Source organism: Flavobacterium sp. (assembly GCF_044339515.1).
In the GTDB taxonomy this organism is placed as follows: domain Bacteria; phylum Bacteroidota; class Bacteroidia; order Flavobacteriales; family Flavobacteriaceae; genus Flavobacterium.
Genome location: NZ_JBIIVK010000023.1, coordinates 1 through 22323 on the forward strand (window position 1 = coordinate 1; position 22323 = coordinate 22323).

A 22323-nucleotide genomic window follows, 5' to 3' on the forward strand; every position below is an offset into this window, starting at 1 on the left:
TAAAATAATTTTTAACTATATTTGTCATAGATATTGTTTTGTTTGGCGACACCAAGATACTGAATTTCAGTATCTTGGACAATATCTAATCCTTTTATTTTCTTAAAATAATTACACCCAACGGGTATTTTTAAAAGTTATTTTGTTATATTTTTTGTTCAAATGTTTGATTTTAAAAAAAAAATATTAATTTTATAACTTAATTTAAAAACATATTTATGAAAAAACTATTACTTTTTGTTTTTGCTTTTGTTCAAGTCGTGAGTTTTGCTCAAGGTTCTTGTGCAACTGCACTTCCGGTAACGGCCGGAAGTTATACTTACGGAACAATCAATGGTACTTACCAAGCTGGTTGTTTTACCACGGCGAATGTTACATCAGGTTTATGGTACTCTTTTAATTCTCCTTCTGAAACTATTGTAAGGATTAATACTAATATTGCAGCAAATCCAACAGCCGGAGATTCCAGAATATCTATTTTTGACGGTTCGTGTGCTTCTTTAGTTTGTGTAATTGCATCAGATGATGTTAGTGATACTAACTACCTTACCGATTTATCTTTTCTAGCTGAAGCCAATGTAACTTACTACATTCAATTTGATAATCGTTGGGGTGCTGATGCACAAAATCTTACATTTGAGGTTTCAACTGTTGTTTCACCATGTGATTCTGAAGTTCCATTCAATGAAGCTTGGGCCAATCAATTTACATGTTGGAGACCATTTGATTCAAATGCAAATGGTTTGTCATGGTCCTTTAATAATGGGAATGATGTAAATGGGGATGCTGTCAATGATCCTATAGCACTTATATTTCCTACAGCAGCAACCAATGTAGCAAAAAATGATTGGTTAATTTCTAATGGAATCGCTTTAACAGGAGGAACAACATATGATGTTGAACTTGTTTATAACGGTTTTAATAATCCAGCAAATGCGAACGAGAGTTTTAGAGTGGTAATGCTTGATAGCAAGTCACCAACAGCTACTTTTAATCAGGAAATTGGTGCAGCATCTGGAATTGTTCAGGTTGGTGCTGGAGTGGCTAATCTCTTGCCAGAAGCGTATGCTTCAACATACACTTTTACACCAGCTTCTTCAGGAAATTACCATATTGGAGTTCATTGTAACACGCCTGGTCCTGGTGGAATTTTTATGTTGTTCAATGTTAATATGACAGTGAATTTAAGTACTCAAGATTTCTTTGCTAGTAACCTAAAAATCTATCCTAATCCAACAAAAGATATCCTTAATCTTTCTTCATCTACAACTTTAATCAATTCTGTAGAGGTAACTGATTTAAATGGAAGAGTTGTGAAGTCATTTAATTTAAATGGTATTTCACAAACTGAATTGAATGTTTCAAGTTTACAATCAGGTATGTATTTTGTTTCCGTTCAAACTGAACTTGGAAAAGGAACTACCAAAATTGTTAAAAACTAATTGATTTTACATAATAAATTAATCCGGACTTAGTTCCGGATTTTTTTATTATATATTTTCAGTATAATTTTAAATATGTAGAATAAAAATCTACTAAAGTATTTTTTAACAATAAAAATTAGAAAAATAATCTAAAATATTTTTTTATGTAGAAAATATTTCTACATTTGCTAAATCAAAATCTAAAAGTGAAATTTACAATTTGCAATATGTGTTGTCGTATGATGTGGAAATCTCCGCAGAGGAAAACTATTGCATAATTTTAAATTATTTAAAATAAATACAATTGAACCTCTGCCCAAAAGCAGAGGTTTTTTTATGCTAAACTTGTTTAAGCATCCAAACAAAACCTCAGCAACTCAGAATCTCAGCAACTCAGCAACTTTTAAAAAATGAATACTACAAAAAAAATAACAATGAACCGTATGATGATGCACATCTGTTGTTGCATGATGATTCCTCATTGCCAAAAGCGAAAGACATAATCTAGTTATACACTTGTTTTAAAGTCCTTTTGGTAAGCTATCCAAAAGGACTTTTTTTTATCCTAAAATCTAAAAATCCAAAAATCTTAATACTTTAATCTTAATACTAAAAATCATGAGTACACAAAAATTCTCCACCAATGCATTACACGCAGGACACGATGTAACCAAAAACGCAGGAACAAGAGCCGTCCCAATTTATCAAACCTCTTCGTATGTATTTAATAATTCGCAACACGCAGCCAATCTTTTTGGTTTAGCTGAAGCCGGTTTTATCTACACCCGATTAAACAACCCAACCAACGACATTCTAGAACAACGCTTAGCAACTCTCGAAGGAGGAATTGGTGCCGTAGTCACCGCATCAGGAACTGCCGCTATCGCAACAACATTCTTAACTTTATTAAAAGCCGGTGATCACATTGTTGCTTCCAACAGTTTGTATGGCGGAACCTATAATTTGTTGAGTGTAACATTGCCAAGATTAGGTATCACAACTACATTCGTAGATTCATCCAATCCTGAAAATTTCACCAAAGCTTCACAAGAGAATACTAGAGCTTATTTTGTTGAAAGCCTTGGAAATCCAAAATTAGACGTTCTCGATTTAAAAGCTATTTCTAAAGAAGCAAAAGCGTTCAAAGTGCCTTTTATTGTTGATAACACTGTGGCAACTCCTTATTTATTAAACCCAATTCAACACGGAGCAGATATTGTTATTCATTCCCTAACCAAATACATCACCGGAAACGGAACATCGTTGGGCGGAGTTATCATCGATGCAGGAAATTTCGATTGGAGCAACGGAAAATTTCCTGAATTCACTGAACCTTCAGCTGGTTACCACGGATTAAAATACTATGAAGTTCTAGGAGCAGCCTCGTTTATCGCTAAAGTTAGAATTGAAGGGTTACGCGATTTTGGTGCTGCTTTAAGTCCGTTCAACGCCTTTCAAACAATTCAAGGACTGGAAACTCTGGAAATACGAATTAAAAAGCATAGCGAAAATGCGTTGACTTTAGCCCAATGGTTGCAAAGTCAAGAACAAGTAGCGTGGGTAAATTATCCTGGTTTGGAAACTTCAAAATATAAAACTTTAGCCGATGAATATTTACCGGAAGGAAAAAGCGGTATCGTTACATTCGGACTTAAAGGTGGATTTGAAGCAGCCAAAAAAGTAGCCGATGAAACCAAGTTGTTCTCGCTTTTAGCGAATATAGGAGACACAAAATCTTTAATCATTCATCCGGCAAGTACAACGCATCAGCAATTATCTGATGCCCAGCAAGAAGCAACCGGTGTAACCAAAGATTTAATTCGTCTTTCTATCGGATTAGAAGACATCGAAGATTTAAAAGCCGATTTAAAAGCAGTATTTCAAACCATAAAAACCCCTCAATTAACTTAATCATGAGTCAGAAAATAGTAAATGTTTTAGGCTATGCCAAAGCCAATAATCAATTTGTTGTAAAAGCACAAAATTTTGATGTTCGAATCAGTAAAAATGAAAATTTTCCCGAATTGGAAGGGCCAAGTCCACTCGAGTATTTGCTCGCTGGTTATGCCGGATGCATCAATGCCGTTGGAAAATTAGTAGCAAAAGAACAAGGAATTACCCTAAAATCACTTCAAGTTGAAGTATCCGGAACCTTAAGTTTAGAAAAATACCAGGGAAAAATTAGCTATGAAAGAGCCGGATTTCAATCGATAAATGTGGTCGTAAAACCAACGTCTGATGCTACTTTAGAAGAATTAAAATTGTGGATTGAAGCTGTCGAAAATCGTTGTCCCATTCAAGACAACCTTATCAATCCCACTCCGGTTGAGCTCACTTTACTAAAAGAATTCTCAACCACAGAAGCAGCATAATACAACTGAAATAGTTTGTATAGGTTTTGTTTGTTTGTTTAAAGCTGTCTTTTTTCAACGTTTGAAAAAAGACAGTTTTTAAAAAAAGTTAGAAAAGAAAACTATGAAAAACTTAAAAAAAATAGATTTATTTAATTTCAATTTAGAAATTGGAAAAGTCAGACCCTATATTCCGCTGTATTTTGAAACGTTTGGTCAGCCCATTGGTTCAGCTCCAGTAGTTGTTGTGAATCACGCCTTAACCGGAAATTCAACCATCACGGGCGAAAACGGTTGGTGGAATGATTTAATTGGCGAAGAAAAAACCATCAACACCAATCAATTTACCATCATCGCTTTCAATATTCCCGGAAACGGTTACGACAATGTCTTTGGAAATCTAATTTCAGATTACAAAGATTTCACCATTCGTGATATTGCAAGAATTTTTTGGGAAGGATTATTTTATCTCAATATCTACGAACTTTTCACTGTTATTGGCGGAAGTTTAGGTGGTACCATTGCATGGGAAATGGCAGCTCAACATCCAACAAAAATTCAAAACCTGATTCCCATTACAACCGATTGGAAAGCGACTGATTGGGTTGTTGCTAACGTGCTCATTCAAGACAAAATTCTCAATAATTCCGATGATCCAATTGCCGATGCTCGTTTGCATGCCATGTTGTTGTATAGAACGCCGCAATCCATTAATCATCGTTTTCAACGCAAACAAAAGAACGTTTTTGAAGTTGAAAATTGGTTAACCAATCACGGTTCCAAACTCAAAAACCGCTTTCGATTATCATCCTATAAATTAATGAATCATCTGCTAAAAACGAATGATATTACCAAAAACAGAAAGGATTTTGTAACCGTTGCAAGTCAAATTCAAGCCAATATCCACATCGTTTCTGTCGATACCGATTACTTTTTCATTGCTGAAGAAAATCGTGAAACCTATCAAAATCTTAGAAAAGTAAAAGAAAATGTTTTCTACCACGAAATTAAATCCATTCACGGTCACGATGCTTTTTTAATCGAATTCAACCAATTATCCACTTTTTTATCACCCATTTTCAACACTCAAAACACGCAAAAATATGTCAACGCTTAGAATAAATGTCATCCTCTTCGGAATCGGAAACGTAGGAAGTACACTCATCAATCAAGTATTGGAAAGTCAGCAATTTTTTCTCGAAAAAAGAAACATAGATTTGCGATTTCCTATCATAACCAATTCAACTGTCGCTTTTTTCGAAAAAGACGGCATCAAAAACCAATGGGAAAGCAATTTTCAATCAACTGCTTTTCCCTATTCCATCGAAGATATTGTCGAATATGTGCAAACCAACAACCTCGAAAATCTAATCGCCATCGATGCCACTGCCAGCGAGGAGTTAATTAAATTCTACATTCCGCTCATTCAAAACGGATTCAGCATCGTAGCAGCCAACAAAAAAGCGAATACATTGCACAATGATTTCTACAAAGAATTACGTAGAAATCTTCAAAAATTCGACCAGTCTTTTTTATACGAAACCAATGTCGGTGCCGGTTTACCCGTCGTTCAAACCATCAATGAATTATATCTTTCCGGTGAAAAAATCACTAAAATCAGAGGTGTTTTTTCCGGTTCGTTAAGCTACATTTTCAACCGATTTGGAAACGAAAACACACCTTTTTCATCCATTTTAAAAGAAGCCGAAAAATCCGGTTACACAGAACCCGACTCCAGAGAAGATCTTTCAGGAAACGATGTTGCTCGAAAATTACTCATCTTAGCCAGAGAAATCGGCATTCATAAGGAGTTTTCAGACGTGCAAATTTCATCACTTTTATTGCCCGATTTGAACGAAGAAAACACCAAAGCCGAGTACGCTTCCAACAAACAATTGCTCGATAAACCTTATGAAATCGCCAAAATCACCCAAGCTGAAAATCACGTACTTCGTTACGTTGGCGAACTCAATGTAATCAACCAAAAACTTGAAGTCAAACTCATTTCAACCTCAAAAAATTCAGCACTCGGACAACTCAAAGGAGCGGATAATCTCATCGAGATTTATACCCAATCTTATGGTGAAATACCGATCGTAATCCAAGGTGCCGGTGCCGGAAAACAAGTCACCGCCAGAGGAGTTTTAAACGATATTCTCAAAATTGCAGAGAAAATCAAGTTAAAAGAATCTGTTTTTAATTAATTTTATCCAATTAATTAATTGTTAAATTCATTATTTATAGAATATTTTTCTGTAAAATAACAAAATGTAATAAATAACAGAAAAATATTCTATATTCCCAAATTACTCATTATATTTGTCCCGTTCATACACATATTGATCGTTATCACGAAAGCCGGAGGGATTAGACCCTGTGAAAGCTTAGCAACCCTGCAACTGTAGAAGGTGCTACATTCTATCTCGTTCAAAAAACGAGAACAGATAACCCGTTTATTTCCTCTATTTTCCTGATAATTTTTTTAGTTAGAAGCTAATCCCGCTTTTCGTTACAAGCTTTTTTGTCTTGTTGCTTTTTTCTAAGTCAAAAAAGGAGCTTCCTTTGGTCGCTCTTTTTTGCCAAGAAAAAATGCAACAATCCTGCAAAAGGCTTTCCACTTCTATCGGGGCTATGGCTTCAGTGCAACAAAGAAGTTTAGTGAACTTTGCGAATAACATAGTGTACTTTGTGCTTTAGATTAAGAAAGAAGAACTTAGTGAACCTTGTGATATTTCTTAGTGAACTTCGTGGTTAAATAAAAAATTAAAATGTCAAAAATAGAAAAAGCCATTCAAGAAAGAATCCTCGTCCTTGACGGAGCCATGGGAACGATGCTACAACGAAACAATTTCTCAGAAGAAGATTTCCGAGGCGAACGTTTCAAAGATTTCCCACATCCGCTCAAAGGAAACAACGATTTGCTTTCCATCACTCAACCAGAAGCCGTAAAAGCCGTTCATCGAGCTTATTTTCAGGCTGGTGCCGACATCGTAGAAACCAATACTTTCTCCGGAACCACCATCGGAATGGCCGATTATTATCTGGAAGATTTAGTGTACGAACTCAATTACCAATCCGCCAAAATCGCCCGCGAAGTTGCCGATGAATTCACCGATAAACCACGTTTTGTCGCCGGTTCCATCGGACCAACCAACCGAACCGCATCCATGAGTCCGGACGTAAACGATCCCGGATTTCGTGCCGTAACGTTCGACGATCTTCGCATCGCTTATAAACAACAAGTCGAAGCGTTGATTGACGGTGGTAGCGATGTATTATTAGTAGAAACCATTTTCGACACATTGAACGCCAAAGCAGCCCTTTTCGCCATCGAAGAAGTCAAAGAAGAAAGAAATATCGATATTCCGTTGATGGTTTCCGGAACAATTACCGATGCTTCCGGGCGAACACTTTCGGGTCAAACGGTTGAAGCTTTTTTAATTTCCATTTCGCATATACCATTGTTAAGCATTGGGTTCAATTGTGCGTTAGGAGCCGACCAGTTAAAGCCTTATTTAAAGCGTTTGGCAATGAACACACAACTCAATATTTCCGCACATCCTAATGCCGGACTACCCAATGCATTTGGACATTACGACCAAACACCGGAAGAAATGCAAGTATTAATACGTGAATATTTACAAGATAATTTGGTCAATATCATCGGTGGTTGTTGCGGTACAACACCGGAACACATCAAATTAATCGCCGAAGTGGCAAAAGAATTTAAACCCAGACAAATTTTAGAAAAGATATAATGCCAGAATCAGATTGTAAAAAAAATTTAAGATTATCCGGTCTTGAACCCCTCATCATAACACCTGAAACGAATTTCGTAAACGTCGGCGAACGAACAAATGTTACCGGTTCACGGAAATTTCTTCGTTTAATCAAAGAAGAAAAGTACGAAGAAGCTCTTGATATTGCCAGAAATCAAGTGGAAGGAGGAGCTCAAATCATCGACGTGAACATGGATGAAGGAATGTTAGATGGCGTTTATGCGATGACCAAATTCTTAAATTTAATCGCTGCTGAACCTGATATTGCAAGAGTTCCCGTGATGATTGACAGTTCCAAATGGGAAATCATCGAAGCCGGATTAAAAGTCATTCAAGGAAAAGGAGTCGTCAATTCCATTTCGTTAAAAGAAGGAGAAGAAACGTTCATCCACCACGCCAAATTAATCAAACGATATGGTGCGGCCGTCATCGTGATGGCTTTTGATGAAAAAGGTCAAGCTGATAATTACGAAAGGCGTATTGAAATTTGCAAAAGAAGCTACGATATTTTAGTCGACAAAGTAGGTTTTCCAGCGGAAGACATCATTTTCGACCCAAATATTTTTCCCGTTGCTACCGGAATGGAGGAACATAAAATAAATGCACTAGATTTTTTCAGAGCCACCAAATGGATTCGTGAAAACCTTCCTTACGCAAATGTTTCAGGTGGTGTGAGTAATGTTTCTTTTTCTTTTCGTGGAAACGACAAAGTACGTGAAGCGATGCATTCTGCTTTCCTATATCATGCGATTCAAAACGGTATGACAATGGGAATTGTGAATCCCGAAATATTGGAAATTTATGATGAAATCGACGCAACATTATTAGAACATGTTGAAGATGTTTTATTAAATAGGAGAGAAGATGCTACTGAACGACTTTTGGAATTAGCCGAGAGTTACAAAGGAGATTTTAAAATCAATGAAAAAGCCATTCAAGAGTGGCGAAATAGCTCTGTTCAAGAACGATTAACACATTCATTAGTCAAAGGAATCGATGAATTCATCGAAATAGATGTAGAAGAAGCCAGACTAAACGCTTCAAAAGCCATCGAAGTCATTGAAATCAATTTAATGGCAGGAATGAATGTCGTTGGCGATTTATTTGGAAGCGGGAAAATGTTTTTACCTCAAGTCGTAAAATCTGCCCGAGTGATGAAAAAAGCGGTAGCTTATCTTCTTCCTTTTATTGAATCTGAAAAAGATTCAACCGCTTCATCTTCAGCCGGAAAAGTATTGATGGCAACCGTAAAAGGAGACGTACACGACATTGGTAAAAATATTGTCGCGGTCGTTTTGGCTTGCAATAATTTTGAAATCATCGATTTAGGTGTCATGGTTCCTCCGGAAAAAATCATCGAAGCAGCTATTCGTGAAAATGTTGATATTATAGGATTAAGCGGATTAATTACACCATCGTTAGATGAAATGGTTTATTTGGCGAAAGAAATGGATAAGTTGAATATTAAAATCCCTATTATGATTGGTGGTGCAACAACTTCTCGTGCTCATACCGCTGTAAAAATTGCACCCGAATACAAAGAAACGGTTGTGCATGTGAATGATGCTTCGCGAGCTGTAACAGTTGCAACGAATTTATTACAACCTGAAACTAAAACAGTTTATGCAAAAACAGTTCGAGAAGAGTATGATCAACTAAGGGAAGGCTATTTGAATAGGAGTAGAGAGAAGAATTTCTTATCGATAACCGAAGCCAGAAAAAATAAATTACAACTCGATTGGAAAAATTATGAACCATCTAAACCTAATTTTATTGGGACAAAAACGGTAGAAGTAGAATTATCCGAGTTAGTTGATTTTATCGATTGGACTCCCTTTTTTCAATCATGGGAATTATTTGGAAAATACCCAGCCATTTTAACTGATGAAATTGTGGGACAACAAGCTTCTGATTTATTTGAAGATGCTCAAAAAATGTTGGAACAAATCGTCAATGAAAAATGGTTAACTGCCAAAGGAATTCTTGGAATTTTTCCGGCGAATCAAATCAATGAAGATGACATTGAAGTAACTCGCAACCCGCAACCTGTAACTTTTCTAACTCTAAGGCAACAATCCCAAAAAACTGCCGGAGCTCCAAACATCGCTCTTGCCGATTTCATCGCTCCAAAAGAGTCTGGAATTCAAGATTACATCGGCTGTTTTTGTGTCACAACCGGATTTGGTGTAGATGAAAAAGCATCCGAATTTGAAAAACAATTAGACGATTATAATTCCATTTTAGTAAAAGCTTTAGGCGATCGATTGGCGGAAGCTTTTGCAGAATATTTACACTTAAAAGTAAGAAAAGAAATTTGGGGTTATGCTTCCGATGAAAAGTTATCGAATGATGATTTAATCAAAGAAAATTACACAGGAATTCGCCCGGCTCCCGGTTATCCCGCTTGTCCGGATCATTTGGAAAAACCTACGATTTGGAAATTATTAGAGGTAGAAGAAAAAATAGGCGTAAAGTTAACCGAAAGTATGGCTATGTGGCCTGCAGCATCGGTTTCAGGTTATTATTTTGCTCATCCGAAAAGTAAATATTTCGGATTAGGAAAAATTAAAAAAGACCAAGTAGAAAATTACTCAAAACGAAGAAACATTAGTTTAGAAATGGCGATGAAATGGCTTTCGCCCAATATAGCAGATTAAAAACCGTTGTCTGTTGTCCGTTATCAGTTAACCGACAACCGACAACAGATAACCAAAAATGAAAGTAACCCAACATATCGAAAACGCCAACGGCAAACCCTTATTCTCATTTGAAATTTTACCTCCATTAAAAGGGCAAAATATTCAATCTATTTTTGATTCAATTGATCCGTTGATGGAATTTAATCCACCATTTATTGATGTAACGTATCATCGGGAAGAATATGAATTCAAAGAATTACCAAGTGGATTATTACAAAAGAAAATTGTAAAAAAACGCCCGGGAACGGTTGGCATTTGTGCCGGAATTCAAAATAAATACGAGGTGGATGCCATTCCGCATATTTTGTGTGGCGGATTTACAAAAGAAGATACTGAGAACTTATTAATCGATTTAGATTTTTTGGGAATTGATAATGTCGTGGCTTTGCGTGGTGATGCCTTGAAAAATGAAATTTACTTCAGACCCGAAAAAGAAGGAAATGAATATGCTTCTGAATTGGTAACTCAAATCGATAATTTGAACAAAGGAATTTATTTGGATGAAGATTTGCAAAATTCATCGTGTACCAATTTTTGCATTGGTGTGGCCGGTTATCCGGAAAAACACATGGAAGCACCTAGTATGGACAGTGATATTCATTTTTTAAAACAAAAAATCAAAAATGGAGCGGATTATATTATAACCCAAATGTTTTTTGATAATCAACGGTTCTTTGAATTTCAAAAAAAATGTAGAGCAGCAGGAATTACAGTACCTATTATTCCGGGATTAAAGCCAATTGCTACAAAAAAACAACTGAATTTGATTCCGCATCGATTCAAAGTGGATTTGCCTGATGATTTGATTATGGCTGTGGTAAAAGCAAAAGATAACGATGCCGTAAAAGAAATAGGAATTGAATGGTGTATTGCTCAAAGTAAAGAATTGGTTGCAGCCGGAATACCCGTTTTGCATTATTATTCAATGGGAAAAGCAGAAAATATTAAAGCAATTGCGAAGGAGATATTTTAATGCATTTGTTTTTAGAAAGTTTTCTTCCTAATTATATTCTTTTATATTTGCCGGAATAACTTTTAGAATGAGGAAACTTTACTTTTTTTTACTGCTTTTTACATCATTTCTCTCTGCTCAGGAAAAAACGGAAACTACCGCTTTGGATGTTCAATACTTTCGAGGAAATGTTTTACCTCATACGGATGATTTACAGCACTTTTTGCAAGGTCACCCCGATGGCGTTTTGATTAGTTTGTATAAAAAGACATACGGTCATCAAGAATGGGAAAGAGCATTTAACTATCCTGATTATGGAGGATATTTTATTTTTCAAGATTTTAAAAATGATATTTTAGGAGAAGTTTATGGAGTGGGAGCACACTATAATTTTTATTTTTTAAATCGAAAAGTTCAGTTTAAAATTGCACAAGGAGTTGCTTATACGACCGACCCACACGATAAAGAAACCAATAGTAAAAATTTTGCTTTTGGTTCTAAAATTGTAGCAAATACTAATTTTGCACTGAATTATACTACTCCTCTTTTTGATCGATTTGAATTAAAAGCCGGATTATTATTTACACACTTTTCTAACGGAAGAATAAAAGCTCCCAATAGTGGTGTGAATTCATATGGAATAAATCTTGGTGTTACCTATAATTTTGAAGAACTTCTTGATAGACAAATTGATACATTACCAAAAGTAAAATTTACAGAACCACTAAAATATAATTTAGTTTTAAGAACGGGAATTAGCGAAAACCCGATTATTGGCAGTGGTCAAAAACCCTTTTTTCATCCTGCTTTTTATGTTGATAAAAGGATTAGCAGAAAAAGTGCTTTTCAATTGGGAGCGGAGGTGTTTTTTACCAATTCATATAGAGAATTTATTAAATACCAAGCAATTGCTTATCCTGAGGAAAATGTTACAGTTGACACAGATTATAAAAGAGCAGGAGTTTTTATTGGTTATGAGCTATTTATAAATAGAATTTCGCTGGAAGCACAAGTAGGATATTATGTCTACCAACCTTATAAATCAGATATTCCTGTTTATGATAGGGTAGGTATGAAATACTATATAACTAAAAAAGTATTCACTGGATTATCCATTAAAACCCATATATTCTTGGCAGAGGCCATGGAATTTGTCATGGGAGTAAGATTTTAAATTTATGAAAAAGTTAATTTTAATAATCGTAATTACTACTTTTTTTCTGAATTGTGAAAAGCCCGGAGATTGTGTAAAATCTACTGGCGAAATGGTTACAAGAGAAATAGAAGTAACACCTTTTGAAACTGTTTTTGTTTACACCGGTATCGGATTAGTAATCAAACAAGGACCGGAATATAAAGTGGAAGTTAAATCCGGAGAAAATTTAATTGATGATATTGAAGTAAAAGTTGAAAATAATACACTTACTTTAAAAGATAAGACCACTTGCAATTGGGTTCGGGATTATGGGCAAACAATAGTATATGTTACTGCACCGAGTTTATCTGATATTCATTCAAAAACAGAGCAAGAAATTAGGTCAGATGGCATTTTAACTTTTCCAATAATTAGATTAAATTCGATGGATTTGACTGATGGAGCCGGAACAGGAGATTTTATTTTTGAGATAGATAACGGACAATTAGTAATAGCAAATAATAATGTTTCTAGGTTTTATATCTCCGGAAATACGCAAGAAGCTTTATTAAATTTTTATGACGGAAATGGTCGGCTAGAAGCACAAAATTTGAATATTAATGTGGCAAAAGTTTATCACAGAGGTTCAAATGACATGATTATTAAGCCTATTCAAAGTGTCGAAGGTGATTTGTTTAGTACTGGTAATTTAATTTTATTAAATACACCACCTTCAATAAATTTAACTGAACATTATCAAGGAAGAGTAATCTACAACTAATTATTTCTTTGTTTTTTCTCTAAAAATTGCTTCTAGATTTTTACTTTTTAAATGAATTTGAAGTGTTTTCAATTCATTTTCATTCGCAAAATCAAATAGTTTTGAACGCATATCTTCCGAAGAAACGAATGTAATTTCCCAAACAGAATCAGTAATTTTTTTAGCAAATTTGAAGTTGGGTAAAGTATTCAATAACTCTTCTGAAACGGCTTTATCAAATTCCACTTCAATCACTTGTTCTTGCTCATCAGACATTAATTTGTCTAATTTTTTATCGGTTACAATTTTTCCGTTGTTGATAATGATGACACGGTCACAAATTGCTTCCACCTCTTGCATGATGTGTGTGGAAAGAAAAACAGTTTTATCTTTACCGATGTTTTTTATCAAATCTCTAATTTCAACTAATTGATTCGGATCTAGTCCGGTGGTTGGTTCATCCAAAATTAAAACTTCAGGATTGTGCAATAAAGCTGTAGCCAATCCAACGCGTTGACGATAGCCTTTTGATAATTGTCCGATTTTTTTGTGACTTTCAGGTGTCAAACCGGTTAATTCGATTACTTCCTGAATTCTGTTTTTTGAAACTTTATACACATCCGCATTAAAAGCCAAATATTCCCTAACATATAAATCCAAATACAACGGATTGTGTTCCGGTAAATAACCAACAATCTTCTGAACCTCTTGATTAGCGTCAGAAACATCAAAATTATTCACCAAAGCACTTCCTTCATCTGCCGTAATATAAGTAGTCAAAATTTTCATCAATGTAGATTTTCCGGCACCATTTGGACCTAAAAAACCAACAATTTCTCCTTTCTTTACAGAGAATGAAATGTTATCTAATGCCTTTTGAGCACCATACATTTTTGAAATATTTTTAACTTCGATTGACATACATAAAGATTTAAAGCAAAAGTAAAGTTTTTTATTTAACTCATTTTTTTTAGTAAAAGTATTTTGCTTTAAATATTTTACTATATTAGCAATTCAAAATCACAACAAAAAGATGATTTCACATAACACTTATTATTTTACTAATTTCTTTTATCTTTTCTTTTGGAAAAAATCGGGATTGGTATTTTGTTATGTAAGGTAAATTTTTTAATTCAAAAACAATATAAATCCCGATTCAATTTGAGTCGGGATTTTTTTATTTTATATGAGAACAAAAATTGCAATTCAAGGTATCAAAGGCTCATTTCATCATCAGGTGGCAGAAAATTATTTTTCGGAACTGATTGAATTGGAAGAATGTCATTCATTTGAAAGTTTGGTTAAAAATGTGATCAAGGATGCTTCAAGCAAAGGAATTATGGCGTTAGAAAATTCTATCGCCGGTTCGATTATTCCAAATTATGCTTTAATCGACCATTATAATTTGCAAATTACAGGCGAATATTATTTAGATATTCATCATAACCTTTTGGCATTAAAAGGTCAGACAATTGAAGATATAAAAGAAGTGCAATCGCACCCGATGGCGTTGTTGCAATGTGCTGTTTTCTTTTCCAATTATCCGCATATCAAATTAATTGAAAGCAGTGATACAGCCGAAACAGCCAAACGCATTCAAGAACAAAAGTTGCTTGGAGTGGCCGCTATTGCAAGCAAAAAGGCAGCAGAATTATATGATTTGAATGTTTTGGTAAAAGACATTCACACCGTAAAAAACAACACTACGCGTTTTGTTATCGTAAAATCGGTGAATAAAGAATTTCCGAAAAGCGAAATCAACAAAGCGTCATTAAAATTTGAATTGGAAGATAAACCCGGAAATTTAGCTATTGTTTTGAAAATGATTAGCGATTGCCAATTGAATATGACTAAAATTCAATCATTACCTATCATTGAAACACCTTTTCAATATTCATTTTTTATTGATGTTGTTTTTGATAAATATGAATTTTATGAAGAAGCAAAACGAAATTTAGAACGAATGACAAGACATTTTAAAGTATTAGGCGAATATAAAAATGCACGATTATGATAACAACCGCAGAACGATTGAATTCGGTTCAAGAATATTATTTTTCCAAAAAATTGCGGGAAGTGAATCAACTACTTTCCGAAGGAAAACCAATCATTAATATGGGAATTGGAAGTCCGGATTTATTGCCTCATTTTTCCGTTATCAATGCCATTCAACATTCTATGAACGATAAAAAAGCTCACGAATATCAAAGTTATCAAGGCTTACCTGAACTGCGAAAAGCGATTGCGACATTCTATCAAAATCAGTTTAATGTTTCGATGGATTTTGCTTCCGAAATTTTGCCTTTAATAGGTTCCAAAGAGGGAATCATGCACGTTTCAATGGCATTTTTGAATAAATCGGATGAGGTTTTAATTCCAAATCCTGGTTATCCAACATATGCTTCCGTAACCGAATTGGTTCAAGCAAAGCCTATTTTTTATGATTTAGTGGAATCAACTAATTGGCTTCCCGATTTTGAAGCTCTGGAAAAATTGGACTTATCCAAAGTCAAAATAATGTGGGTTTGCTACCCGCATATGCCAACCGGAGCCAATGCTACAATTGAAGTTTTTGAAAAATTAATTGCTTTCGGAAAAAAACATCATATTTTAATTGTTAATGATAATCCGTATAGTTTTGTGTTGAATGATCATCCGATGTCTATTTTTCAGGTGGAAGGAGCAAAAGATGTCGCGATGGAGCTTAATTCCTTGAGCAAGTCATTCAATATGTCAGGTTGGCGAGTGGGGATGATTTTGGGCAAAAACGAATTTATTTCCGCCGTTTTAAAAGTAAAAAGCAACATGGATAGCGGAATGTTTTACGGCATTCAAAAAGGTGCAATAGAAGCATTAAACTTAGATAAAAATTGGTTTGAAAGTCAAAATGAAATCTATACCAAAAGAAGAAATTTGCTTTTTAAATTGGTTGAAAAATTAGGTTGTTCGTATGATAAAAATAGTGTTGGATTATTCATTTGGGCGAAGCTTCCAAAGAATATAATTTCATCCGAAGAATTTATTGATGCAATTTTAATCGATAAAAATATTTTCATCACACCCGGCACAATTTTCGGCAGTAATGGCGAAGGATATATTCGGTTTTCGTTGTGTATCGAAGAAGATAAAATTAAAGAAGCTTTAGAACGATTTTAGTATGAAAGTAACAATTATTGGTGTAGGATTAATTGGCGGTTCGATGGCTTTGGATATTCAAAGATTATATGAAAACGCCGTAATTATCGGAATTGATTCAAATGAAAATCATCTTAACGAAGCATTGACATTAGGATTAATACAGCAAAAAGGAAATTTAAACGATGATTTTGATGGCGATTTTGTCATTTTGGCTGTTCCGGTTGATGTTGCTTTACTAATTTTGCCTAAAATTTTGGATAGTATTTCAGAAAACACTATTGTAATTGATGTAGGTTCAACTAAAAAACCAATTTGTGAATCGGTTGAAAATCATCCTAAAAGAAGTAATTTTTTAGCCTCACATCCCATAGCAGGGACAGAGTTTTCCGGACCAAAAGCTGCTATCGAAAATTTATTTGAAGACAAAGTGAACATCATTTGTGAAATTGAAAAAACAGCATATAAAAAACAGGAAAAAGCATTAGAATTATTCCGAAATTTGAAGATGCGAATTCGTTATATGGAACCAAAATCACACGACAAACACATTGCGTATGTTTCACATTTGTCGCATATTAGTTCATTTATGTTAGGGAAAACTGTCATCGAAAAAGAAAAAGATGAAAAAGACATTTTCGATATGGCCGGTAGCGGATTTGAAAGTACCGTTCGATTAGCCAAAAGTTCACCCTCTATGTGGACACCCATTTTTAAACAAAATAAAAAACAAATTATCAAATCGTTAGAAGAATATATCGCCAATTTATCCTCCTTTAAATCATTTTTAGAATCGGATGACTACGAAGCCATTTTTAATGAAATGAAAAACACCAACAGAATTAAAGAAATTTTAAAATGAAAAGTTGTCTGTTGTCCGTTATCAGTTATCTGACAACCGACAACCGACAACCGACAACCGCTATGAAAAACGATAAAAATTTAAAAAACTGGCTAACCGATTTTCAATTAGATCATCCGTTAGTAATTGCAGGACCTTGCAGTGCAGAAACCGAAGAACAAGTGTTAAAAATTGCACGAGAATTAAAAGATTCCGATGTCAGCATTTTTCGTGCCGGAATTTGGAAACCACGAACTCGACCTGGCGGATTTGAGGGAGTAGGAGCCATTGGATTAAAATGGTTGCAAAAAGCCAAAGCAGAGACAGGTTTGCTTATGGCAACAGAAGTTGCCAATGCGGCTCACGTAAAATTAGCATTAGAACATGATATTGATGTGTTGTGGATTGGTGCCAGAACCACCGTAAATCCTTTTGCCGTTCAAGAAATTGCCGATGCTTTGGAAGGAACCGATAAAATTGTGTTACTAAAAAATCCAGTCAACCCCGATTTATCGTTGTGGATTGGTGGATTGGAACGATTGTACAATGCCAATATCAAAAAATTAGGTGTGATTCATCGTGGGTTTTCAACGTATGAAAAAACGAAATACCGTAATAATCCGGAGTGGCAAATTGCGATTGATTTGCAAAACAGATTTCCTGATTTGCCATTGATTTGTGATCCTTCGCACATTACCGGGAGGCGTGATATGATTCAAGAAGTGTCGCAGCAAGCGTTGGATTTGAATTATGACGGCTTAATCATCGAAACCCATATTGATCCGGATAATGCTTGGAGTGATGCAGCTCAACAAGTGACACCAACGGTTTTGAAACAAATTTTTCATGATTTACGCGTTCGAAAAGAAACTGATGAAGCCGATGATTATACGATGCGAATGAATAAATTACGTACTCAAATTGATGAATTTGACAGTAAAATTCTTGAAATTTTAGGAGGAAGAATGAAAATTGCCGACCAAATAGGAGCATTAAAAAAAGAAAAAAACGTAGCTATTTTACAAAATAAGCGTTGGCAGGAAATTTTAGATAAAATGATTGCTGAAGGAAGTCAGAAAGGATTGAGCGAAGATTTTATAGTGCAATTTTTTAAAGCCATTCACCAAGAAAGTATTGAACACCAAGAGAAAATCATAAATGGTTAATTAAAATAACACTTTTATTTCTGGATTTTTTTTGTATCATTGCGTTTTTAACAACTTCTTGTTTTTTATGAGAATATTTTTTCTTTTTCTTTTTTTTAATGTATCTTCATGTTTTACCCAAAACATTGAATTCGATTATTTGCCTCAAAACAAAGATTCTCTAGAAAAATATGTTAACGAAGTTAATGACAAAAAAATAAAAAAATTTGGAGATAATTACCAAAAGAAAATAAGGGAGAACATTCAAGAAAGAAAAGCTGCGTTTTTAAATAAAATTAGTGATAGTTCCTTTGTTTTCAATAAGAGAATAACGGCTTATCTAAATACAATTTTAAAGGAAATATATACTTCAAATCCTGAAATTAACAACAATGACTTTTACTTTCTAATAGATAAATCTCAATTACCCAATGCAGCATGTTATGGTAACGGTATTTTTACAGTAAATTTAGGACTGTTCAAATTTGTAAATTCAGATGATGAACTAGCTTACATACTTTGTCATGAAATCGCTCATTACGTTTTGGAGCACAACGACAAAAGTTTGTTAAACTACTTTGAAACATTAAACTCCAAAGAAAATAAAAAGAAAATAAAAGTTCTTAAGAATCAAAAATATGGAAAGAGAAAAGCTTATTCAGAATTGATAGAAGACTTGAGTTATAATTTTTTAATGCGAAGTCAAGAAGTAGAAATTGAAGCAGATTCTTTAGGTTTTTTAATTTATAGAAATACAAAGTTTAATAATAATGCAAGTATTACTAGTTTAAAAAATTTAGAATTATCCGACAAGTTACTATTCAATGAAGATCCTAAACTCAAGGAAAATTTCAATTTTGAAAATTATCCATTTAAAGACGCTTGGATAAAGAAAGATGAAACTTTATTTGATATCACTAAAAGTTCAGATGATTTTATTCTTGATAAAGATTCTTTGAGTTCGCATCCTTCGATACCATTAAGGATAAAAAAACTAAATTTTTTAATCAATAAAAAAACGAATTCGATAGTAGAAAATACAAATGAATTAAATGAGATAAAGAAGTTAGTATCATTTATCAGTATAAGTAATTTTATTGATACAAATAAATTAGATATGGCTTTTTATCAATCTTTAGTTATGTACAATCAAAAATTAATTGATTCAAAAATGTATGCAGAAATCATGAGTAAATTATTAAAAAAAACATATGAACTAAAAGAAAATCACACTTTTGGCAGATATGTTAGTCCAATCTATCCATTTTCTGATGAATTATATTTAAATGATGTAAAACAGTTTTTGAACAACTTAGAATTAAAGAATATTAGAAAAATTGGTTTATCTTTTTGCCTCTCTAATGAAGAAATAATGAAAAATAATAAAGAATTCAATGAAATATTGAATTATTTTAAATCACTTAATCACTAAAACAAATATAAATGAAAACAAAACTATTATTAGTTGTAACTTGTGTATTATCAATTAATTCATACTCGCAATTATCTAAAATTGATGGAGTAAACACATTTTTATTAAGAAATTCAGGAGCAATTTTAGATAAAAATAAAGACGTAGACGGCTATTATTTTTATTATGTTATTGATAAGTTGAAAAAAGGGGATAATGAGTTTGCAATTCAAATTTTAGATAAAAATTTAAATGAGGTTGCCAAAAAAACTTATATTGATAATAAGAACACTTTTTTAATGAAATCAAGTTTTAATAATCAAGCTTTAATGTTTGCCATGGCAAATTACAAAGAAAAAAAGATTGATTTATTGCTATTTGATAAACAAGCAAATCAAAATAAAACAATTTCAATTCCATTAAATCAAAAGGAAGTTGACTATTTAGGTCATATAAACAATAGAAACGGTGGAGATTATAATTTTCTTTTTCCTGTTGAAGATAAAGGTTTTATTTTTAGTAAAGTTCAAGACAATAAAAAAATAGGTTATTCATTAAAATACATTCCAACAGATGGTGGTAAAGCGTGGGAATATAATTCACCGGCAGATTCTAAGGAAATCTTGTTAATCAATCCTATAGAAGTAAATAATAAATTTATTGTAGCAGTTGAATCTGCAATACCTAGTGCCATATCAAGAAAAGTAACGTTAAGAACAAAGATTATTGATGCTTCAACTGGAAAATTAATTTTTGAATTAGAAAATAATAAAAATGATAAGCCAAGGCTAATTAGTAACGCTTTTGTTGGGGATAATGACAATATCATTTTAATGGGAGAATATTTTAAAGAGGGGGATAATATTTTTGATGATAAAAGTTTAGGATTGTTTGCTCAAGTAATGGATATGAGCGGAAAAATTGTAAAAGAAAGCTATACAACTTGGGTCGGTGATGTCTCCAAAATAGCAAAAACATCAAAAAGTTTTATAGAAGAGAAAGGCTATGTGTTTTTTCACAATATAGTAAAAACAAATTCAGGAGACTTTTACGCCATAGGTGAATACTATAAAAAATCCATGAGTGCTGGCGGTACAGCATTAAAAATTGTTTCTGGCGGTGGTGGTTCTGCGACTAAAATTTCAATTTCAGATGCAGTTATTTTTAAATTTGATTCCAACTTTAAATTAATTAGCATTAAAGATTTTAAAAAGACTGTTTCCTCTGTCCCGAGTATATCTGATTTTGCTAGTCCTCAATTAAATGCCCATGCTTTAAAATCATTTGGTTATTTTGATTATGAATATACTCAAATTGATAATCTAAATGATCGATTTTACACATGTTTTGTTGATTATGAAAAAATTAAAGGATCAAAAAATAAAAGAGCATTCAAAGCCATAATCTATGATGAAGGTGAATTAAGTGAAGATAAAATTTATTTAACCGAAAATGAAAAAGAATTCAAATTGATGCCTGCTAAAATTGGCAATGTAATGTTGTTGGAATATGATAAAAAAGCAAAATCAATACATATTCATCTTGAAAAAATAAATATCAAATAAAATAATCAACTTATTTAAAGGCTGTTTTTATAATTATAAAAGCAGCCTTTTTTATTTTAGCTATTTTTGTTAGTCATATCAATGAACACAAGTTGATATATTTTTTTCTGAAATTTTCTTTAAACAAAATAGTATCTTTGCCTAATGACAGGAATCGTTTATAAATCTACCGGGAGTTGGTATACCGTTAAAACTGAAGACAATCAATTTTATGATTGCAGGATTAAAGGGAAATTCCGCATAAAAGGAATTAAAAGTACTAACCCAATTGCCGTGGGCGATGTGGTTGATTTTGAAATTGATGAAACATCCGATGCGATTACAGGAAGTATTCACAATATTCAAGACAGAAAGAATTATATCGTGCGAAAATCGGTCAATCTTTCCAAACAAACGCACATTATTGCATCCAACATCGACATCGTTTTTCTGTTGGTAACTATCAATAATCCAATCACGACAACCAGTTTTATCGATCGGTTTTTGGTCACTGCCGAAGCCTATCACATTAAAGCAGTTTTGATTTTTAATAAAGTAGATACCTATGACGAAGCTACTTTAGACGAGCAATTATTCCTTCAACACATATACAACCAAATTGGTTACGAATGTCTTCGCGTTTCGGCCACCGCAAAAAAAGGTTTGGACGAATTGAAAGAAATGATGGAAGGAAAAGTGTGTATGTTTTCTGGCCATTCCGGTGTTGGAAAATCCACATTAGTCAATGCCTTGGAGCCTAGTTTGAATTTAAAAACAAAACAAATTTCCGATTTGCATCAACAAGGACAGCACACAACCACATTTGCAGAAATGTTTGATTTGTCATTCAACTCTAAAATAATCGATACACCCGGCATTCGCGGATTTGGTATTGTTGACATGGAAAAATCAGAAATAAAAGGCTATTTTCCGGAGTTTTTTGAGTTGGAAGATCAATGCAAATTCAATAATTGTTTGCACAAAGACGAACCAAATTGTGCTATTAAAAATGCATTAGAAGAAGATAAAATTGCTTGGTCTCGCTACAAAAGTTACCTCCAAATTTTAGAAGGTGATGAAGAACAATATCGAAATGATATTTATGCTGATGGAAGAAATCAGGATTTAGATTAATAAAGCATTATAT

The 22323-nt window shown here is 33.5% G+C and carries 18 protein-coding genes and 1 riboswitch; of the genes, 17 read left to right on the forward strand and 1 reads right to left on the reverse strand.

Annotation, left to right across the window (positions count from 1 at the left end; all coding sequences use genetic code 11):
- The first annotated feature begins 218 nt into the window (after positions 1-218).
- From ACIQ0M_RS07960 to ACIQ0M_RS08005, 10 genes are all read left to right on the forward strand, one after another.
- Complete coding sequence (locus ACIQ0M_RS07960; protein WP_396151318.1) at positions 219-1442, forward strand: T9SS type A sorting domain-containing protein; 1224 nt, start codon at positions 219-221, stop codon at positions 1440-1442.
- Between the two features lie 600 nt (positions 1443-2042).
- The gene (locus tag ACIQ0M_RS07965) at positions 2043-3335 is read left to right on the forward strand and encodes an O-acetylhomoserine aminocarboxypropyltransferase/cysteine synthase family protein (RefSeq protein ID WP_396151319.1); all 1293 of its coding nucleotides are present in this window, start codon (positions 2043-2045) and stop codon (positions 3333-3335) included.
- Positions 3336-3337: 2 nt separating this feature from the next.
- Complete coding sequence (locus tag ACIQ0M_RS07970; RefSeq protein WP_396151320.1) at positions 3338-3796, forward strand: OsmC family protein; 459 nt, start codon at positions 3338-3340, stop codon at positions 3794-3796.
- Between the two features lie 103 nt (positions 3797-3899).
- Entirely contained in the window at positions 3900-4892 is a 993-nt protein-coding gene (locus ACIQ0M_RS07975) for an alpha/beta fold hydrolase (RefSeq protein ID WP_396151321.1), read from the forward strand.
- Complete coding sequence (locus ACIQ0M_RS07980; RefSeq protein ID WP_396151322.1) at positions 4879-5979, forward strand: aspartate kinase; 1101 nt, start codon at positions 4879-4881, stop codon at positions 5977-5979. Before ACIQ0M_RS07975 ends, ACIQ0M_RS07980 begins: the two co-directional genes overlap by 14 nt.
- A gap of 139 nt (positions 5980-6118) precedes the next feature.
- Positions 6119-6226: riboswitch (SAM riboswitch) on the forward strand.
- Between the two features lie 317 nt (positions 6227-6543).
- Positions 6544-7533: a homocysteine S-methyltransferase family protein gene (locus ACIQ0M_RS07985; RefSeq protein WP_396151323.1), complete on the forward strand. Its 990-nt coding sequence runs from the start codon at positions 6544-6546 to the stop codon at positions 7531-7533.
- Entirely contained in the window at positions 7533-10211 is a 2679-nt protein-coding gene (gene metH, locus ACIQ0M_RS07990; protein WP_396151324.1) for a methionine synthase, read from the forward strand. Before ACIQ0M_RS07985 ends, metH begins: the two co-directional genes overlap by 1 nt.
- A 58-nt stretch (positions 10212-10269) precedes the next feature.
- On the forward strand, positions 10270-11226 hold the full coding sequence (metF, locus tag ACIQ0M_RS07995) for a methylenetetrahydrofolate reductase [NAD(P)H] (RefSeq protein ID WP_396151325.1): 957 nt from the start codon (positions 10270-10272) through the stop codon (positions 11224-11226).
- A 67-nt stretch (positions 11227-11293) separates the two neighbouring features.
- Positions 11294-12379, forward strand: a complete 1086-nt coding sequence (locus ACIQ0M_RS08000; protein ID WP_396151326.1) for an acyloxyacyl hydrolase — start codon at positions 11294-11296, stop codon at positions 12377-12379.
- Between the two features lie 4 nt (positions 12380-12383).
- Positions 12384-13121 (forward strand): head GIN domain-containing protein, encoded by a 738-nt coding sequence (locus ACIQ0M_RS08005; RefSeq protein ID WP_396151327.1) that lies wholly within the window; start codon positions 12384-12386, stop codon positions 13119-13121.
- Here the strand turns inward: ACIQ0M_RS08005 and gldA are convergent, their stop codons facing one another.
- Positions 13122-14021, reverse strand: coding sequence for a gliding motility-associated ABC transporter ATP-binding subunit GldA (gene gldA / locus ACIQ0M_RS08010; RefSeq protein ID WP_396151328.1), 900 nt, complete (start codon positions 14019-14021; stop codon positions 13122-13124).
- Positions 14022-14286: 265 nt separating this feature from the next.
- Between gldA and ACIQ0M_RS08015 the strand changes: the two genes are divergently transcribed.
- The 7 genes from ACIQ0M_RS08015 to rsgA all read left to right on the forward strand — a co-directional run bounded on the left by ACIQ0M_RS08015 (position 14287) and on the right by rsgA (position 22310).
- The gene (locus tag ACIQ0M_RS08015; RefSeq protein ID WP_396151329.1) at positions 14287-15114 is read left to right on the forward strand and encodes a prephenate dehydratase; all 828 of its coding nucleotides are present in this window, start codon (positions 14287-14289) and stop codon (positions 15112-15114) included.
- A complete protein-coding gene (locus tag ACIQ0M_RS08020; protein WP_396151330.1) occupies positions 15111-16256 on the forward strand; it encodes a pyridoxal phosphate-dependent aminotransferase in 1146 nt (381 codons plus the stop codon). The genes ACIQ0M_RS08015 and ACIQ0M_RS08020 overlap by 4 nt, the downstream gene beginning before the upstream one ends.
- Before the next feature lies 1 nt (position 16257).
- A complete protein-coding gene (locus ACIQ0M_RS08025; protein WP_396151331.1) occupies positions 16258-17097 on the forward strand; it encodes a prephenate dehydrogenase in 840 nt (279 codons plus the stop codon).
- Positions 17098-17159: 62 nt separating this feature from the next.
- A complete protein-coding gene (locus ACIQ0M_RS08030) occupies positions 17160-18242 on the forward strand; it encodes a chorismate mutase (RefSeq protein WP_396151363.1) in 1083 nt (360 codons plus the stop codon).
- A gap of 67 nt (positions 18243-18309) precedes the next feature.
- Positions 18310-19653, forward strand: coding sequence for a M48 family metalloprotease (locus ACIQ0M_RS08035; RefSeq protein ID WP_396151332.1), 1344 nt, complete (start codon positions 18310-18312; stop codon positions 19651-19653).
- 11 nt (positions 19654-19664) lie between these two features.
- Positions 19665-21197 (forward strand): DUF6770 family protein, encoded by a 1533-nt coding sequence (locus ACIQ0M_RS08040; protein ID WP_396151333.1) that lies wholly within the window; start codon positions 19665-19667, stop codon positions 21195-21197.
- A 144-nt stretch (positions 21198-21341) separates the two neighbouring features.
- Entirely contained in the window at positions 21342-22310 is a 969-nt protein-coding gene (rsgA, locus tag ACIQ0M_RS08045) for a ribosome small subunit-dependent GTPase A (RefSeq protein ID WP_396151334.1), read from the forward strand.
- The last annotated feature ends 13 nt before the right edge of the window (positions 22311-22323 follow it).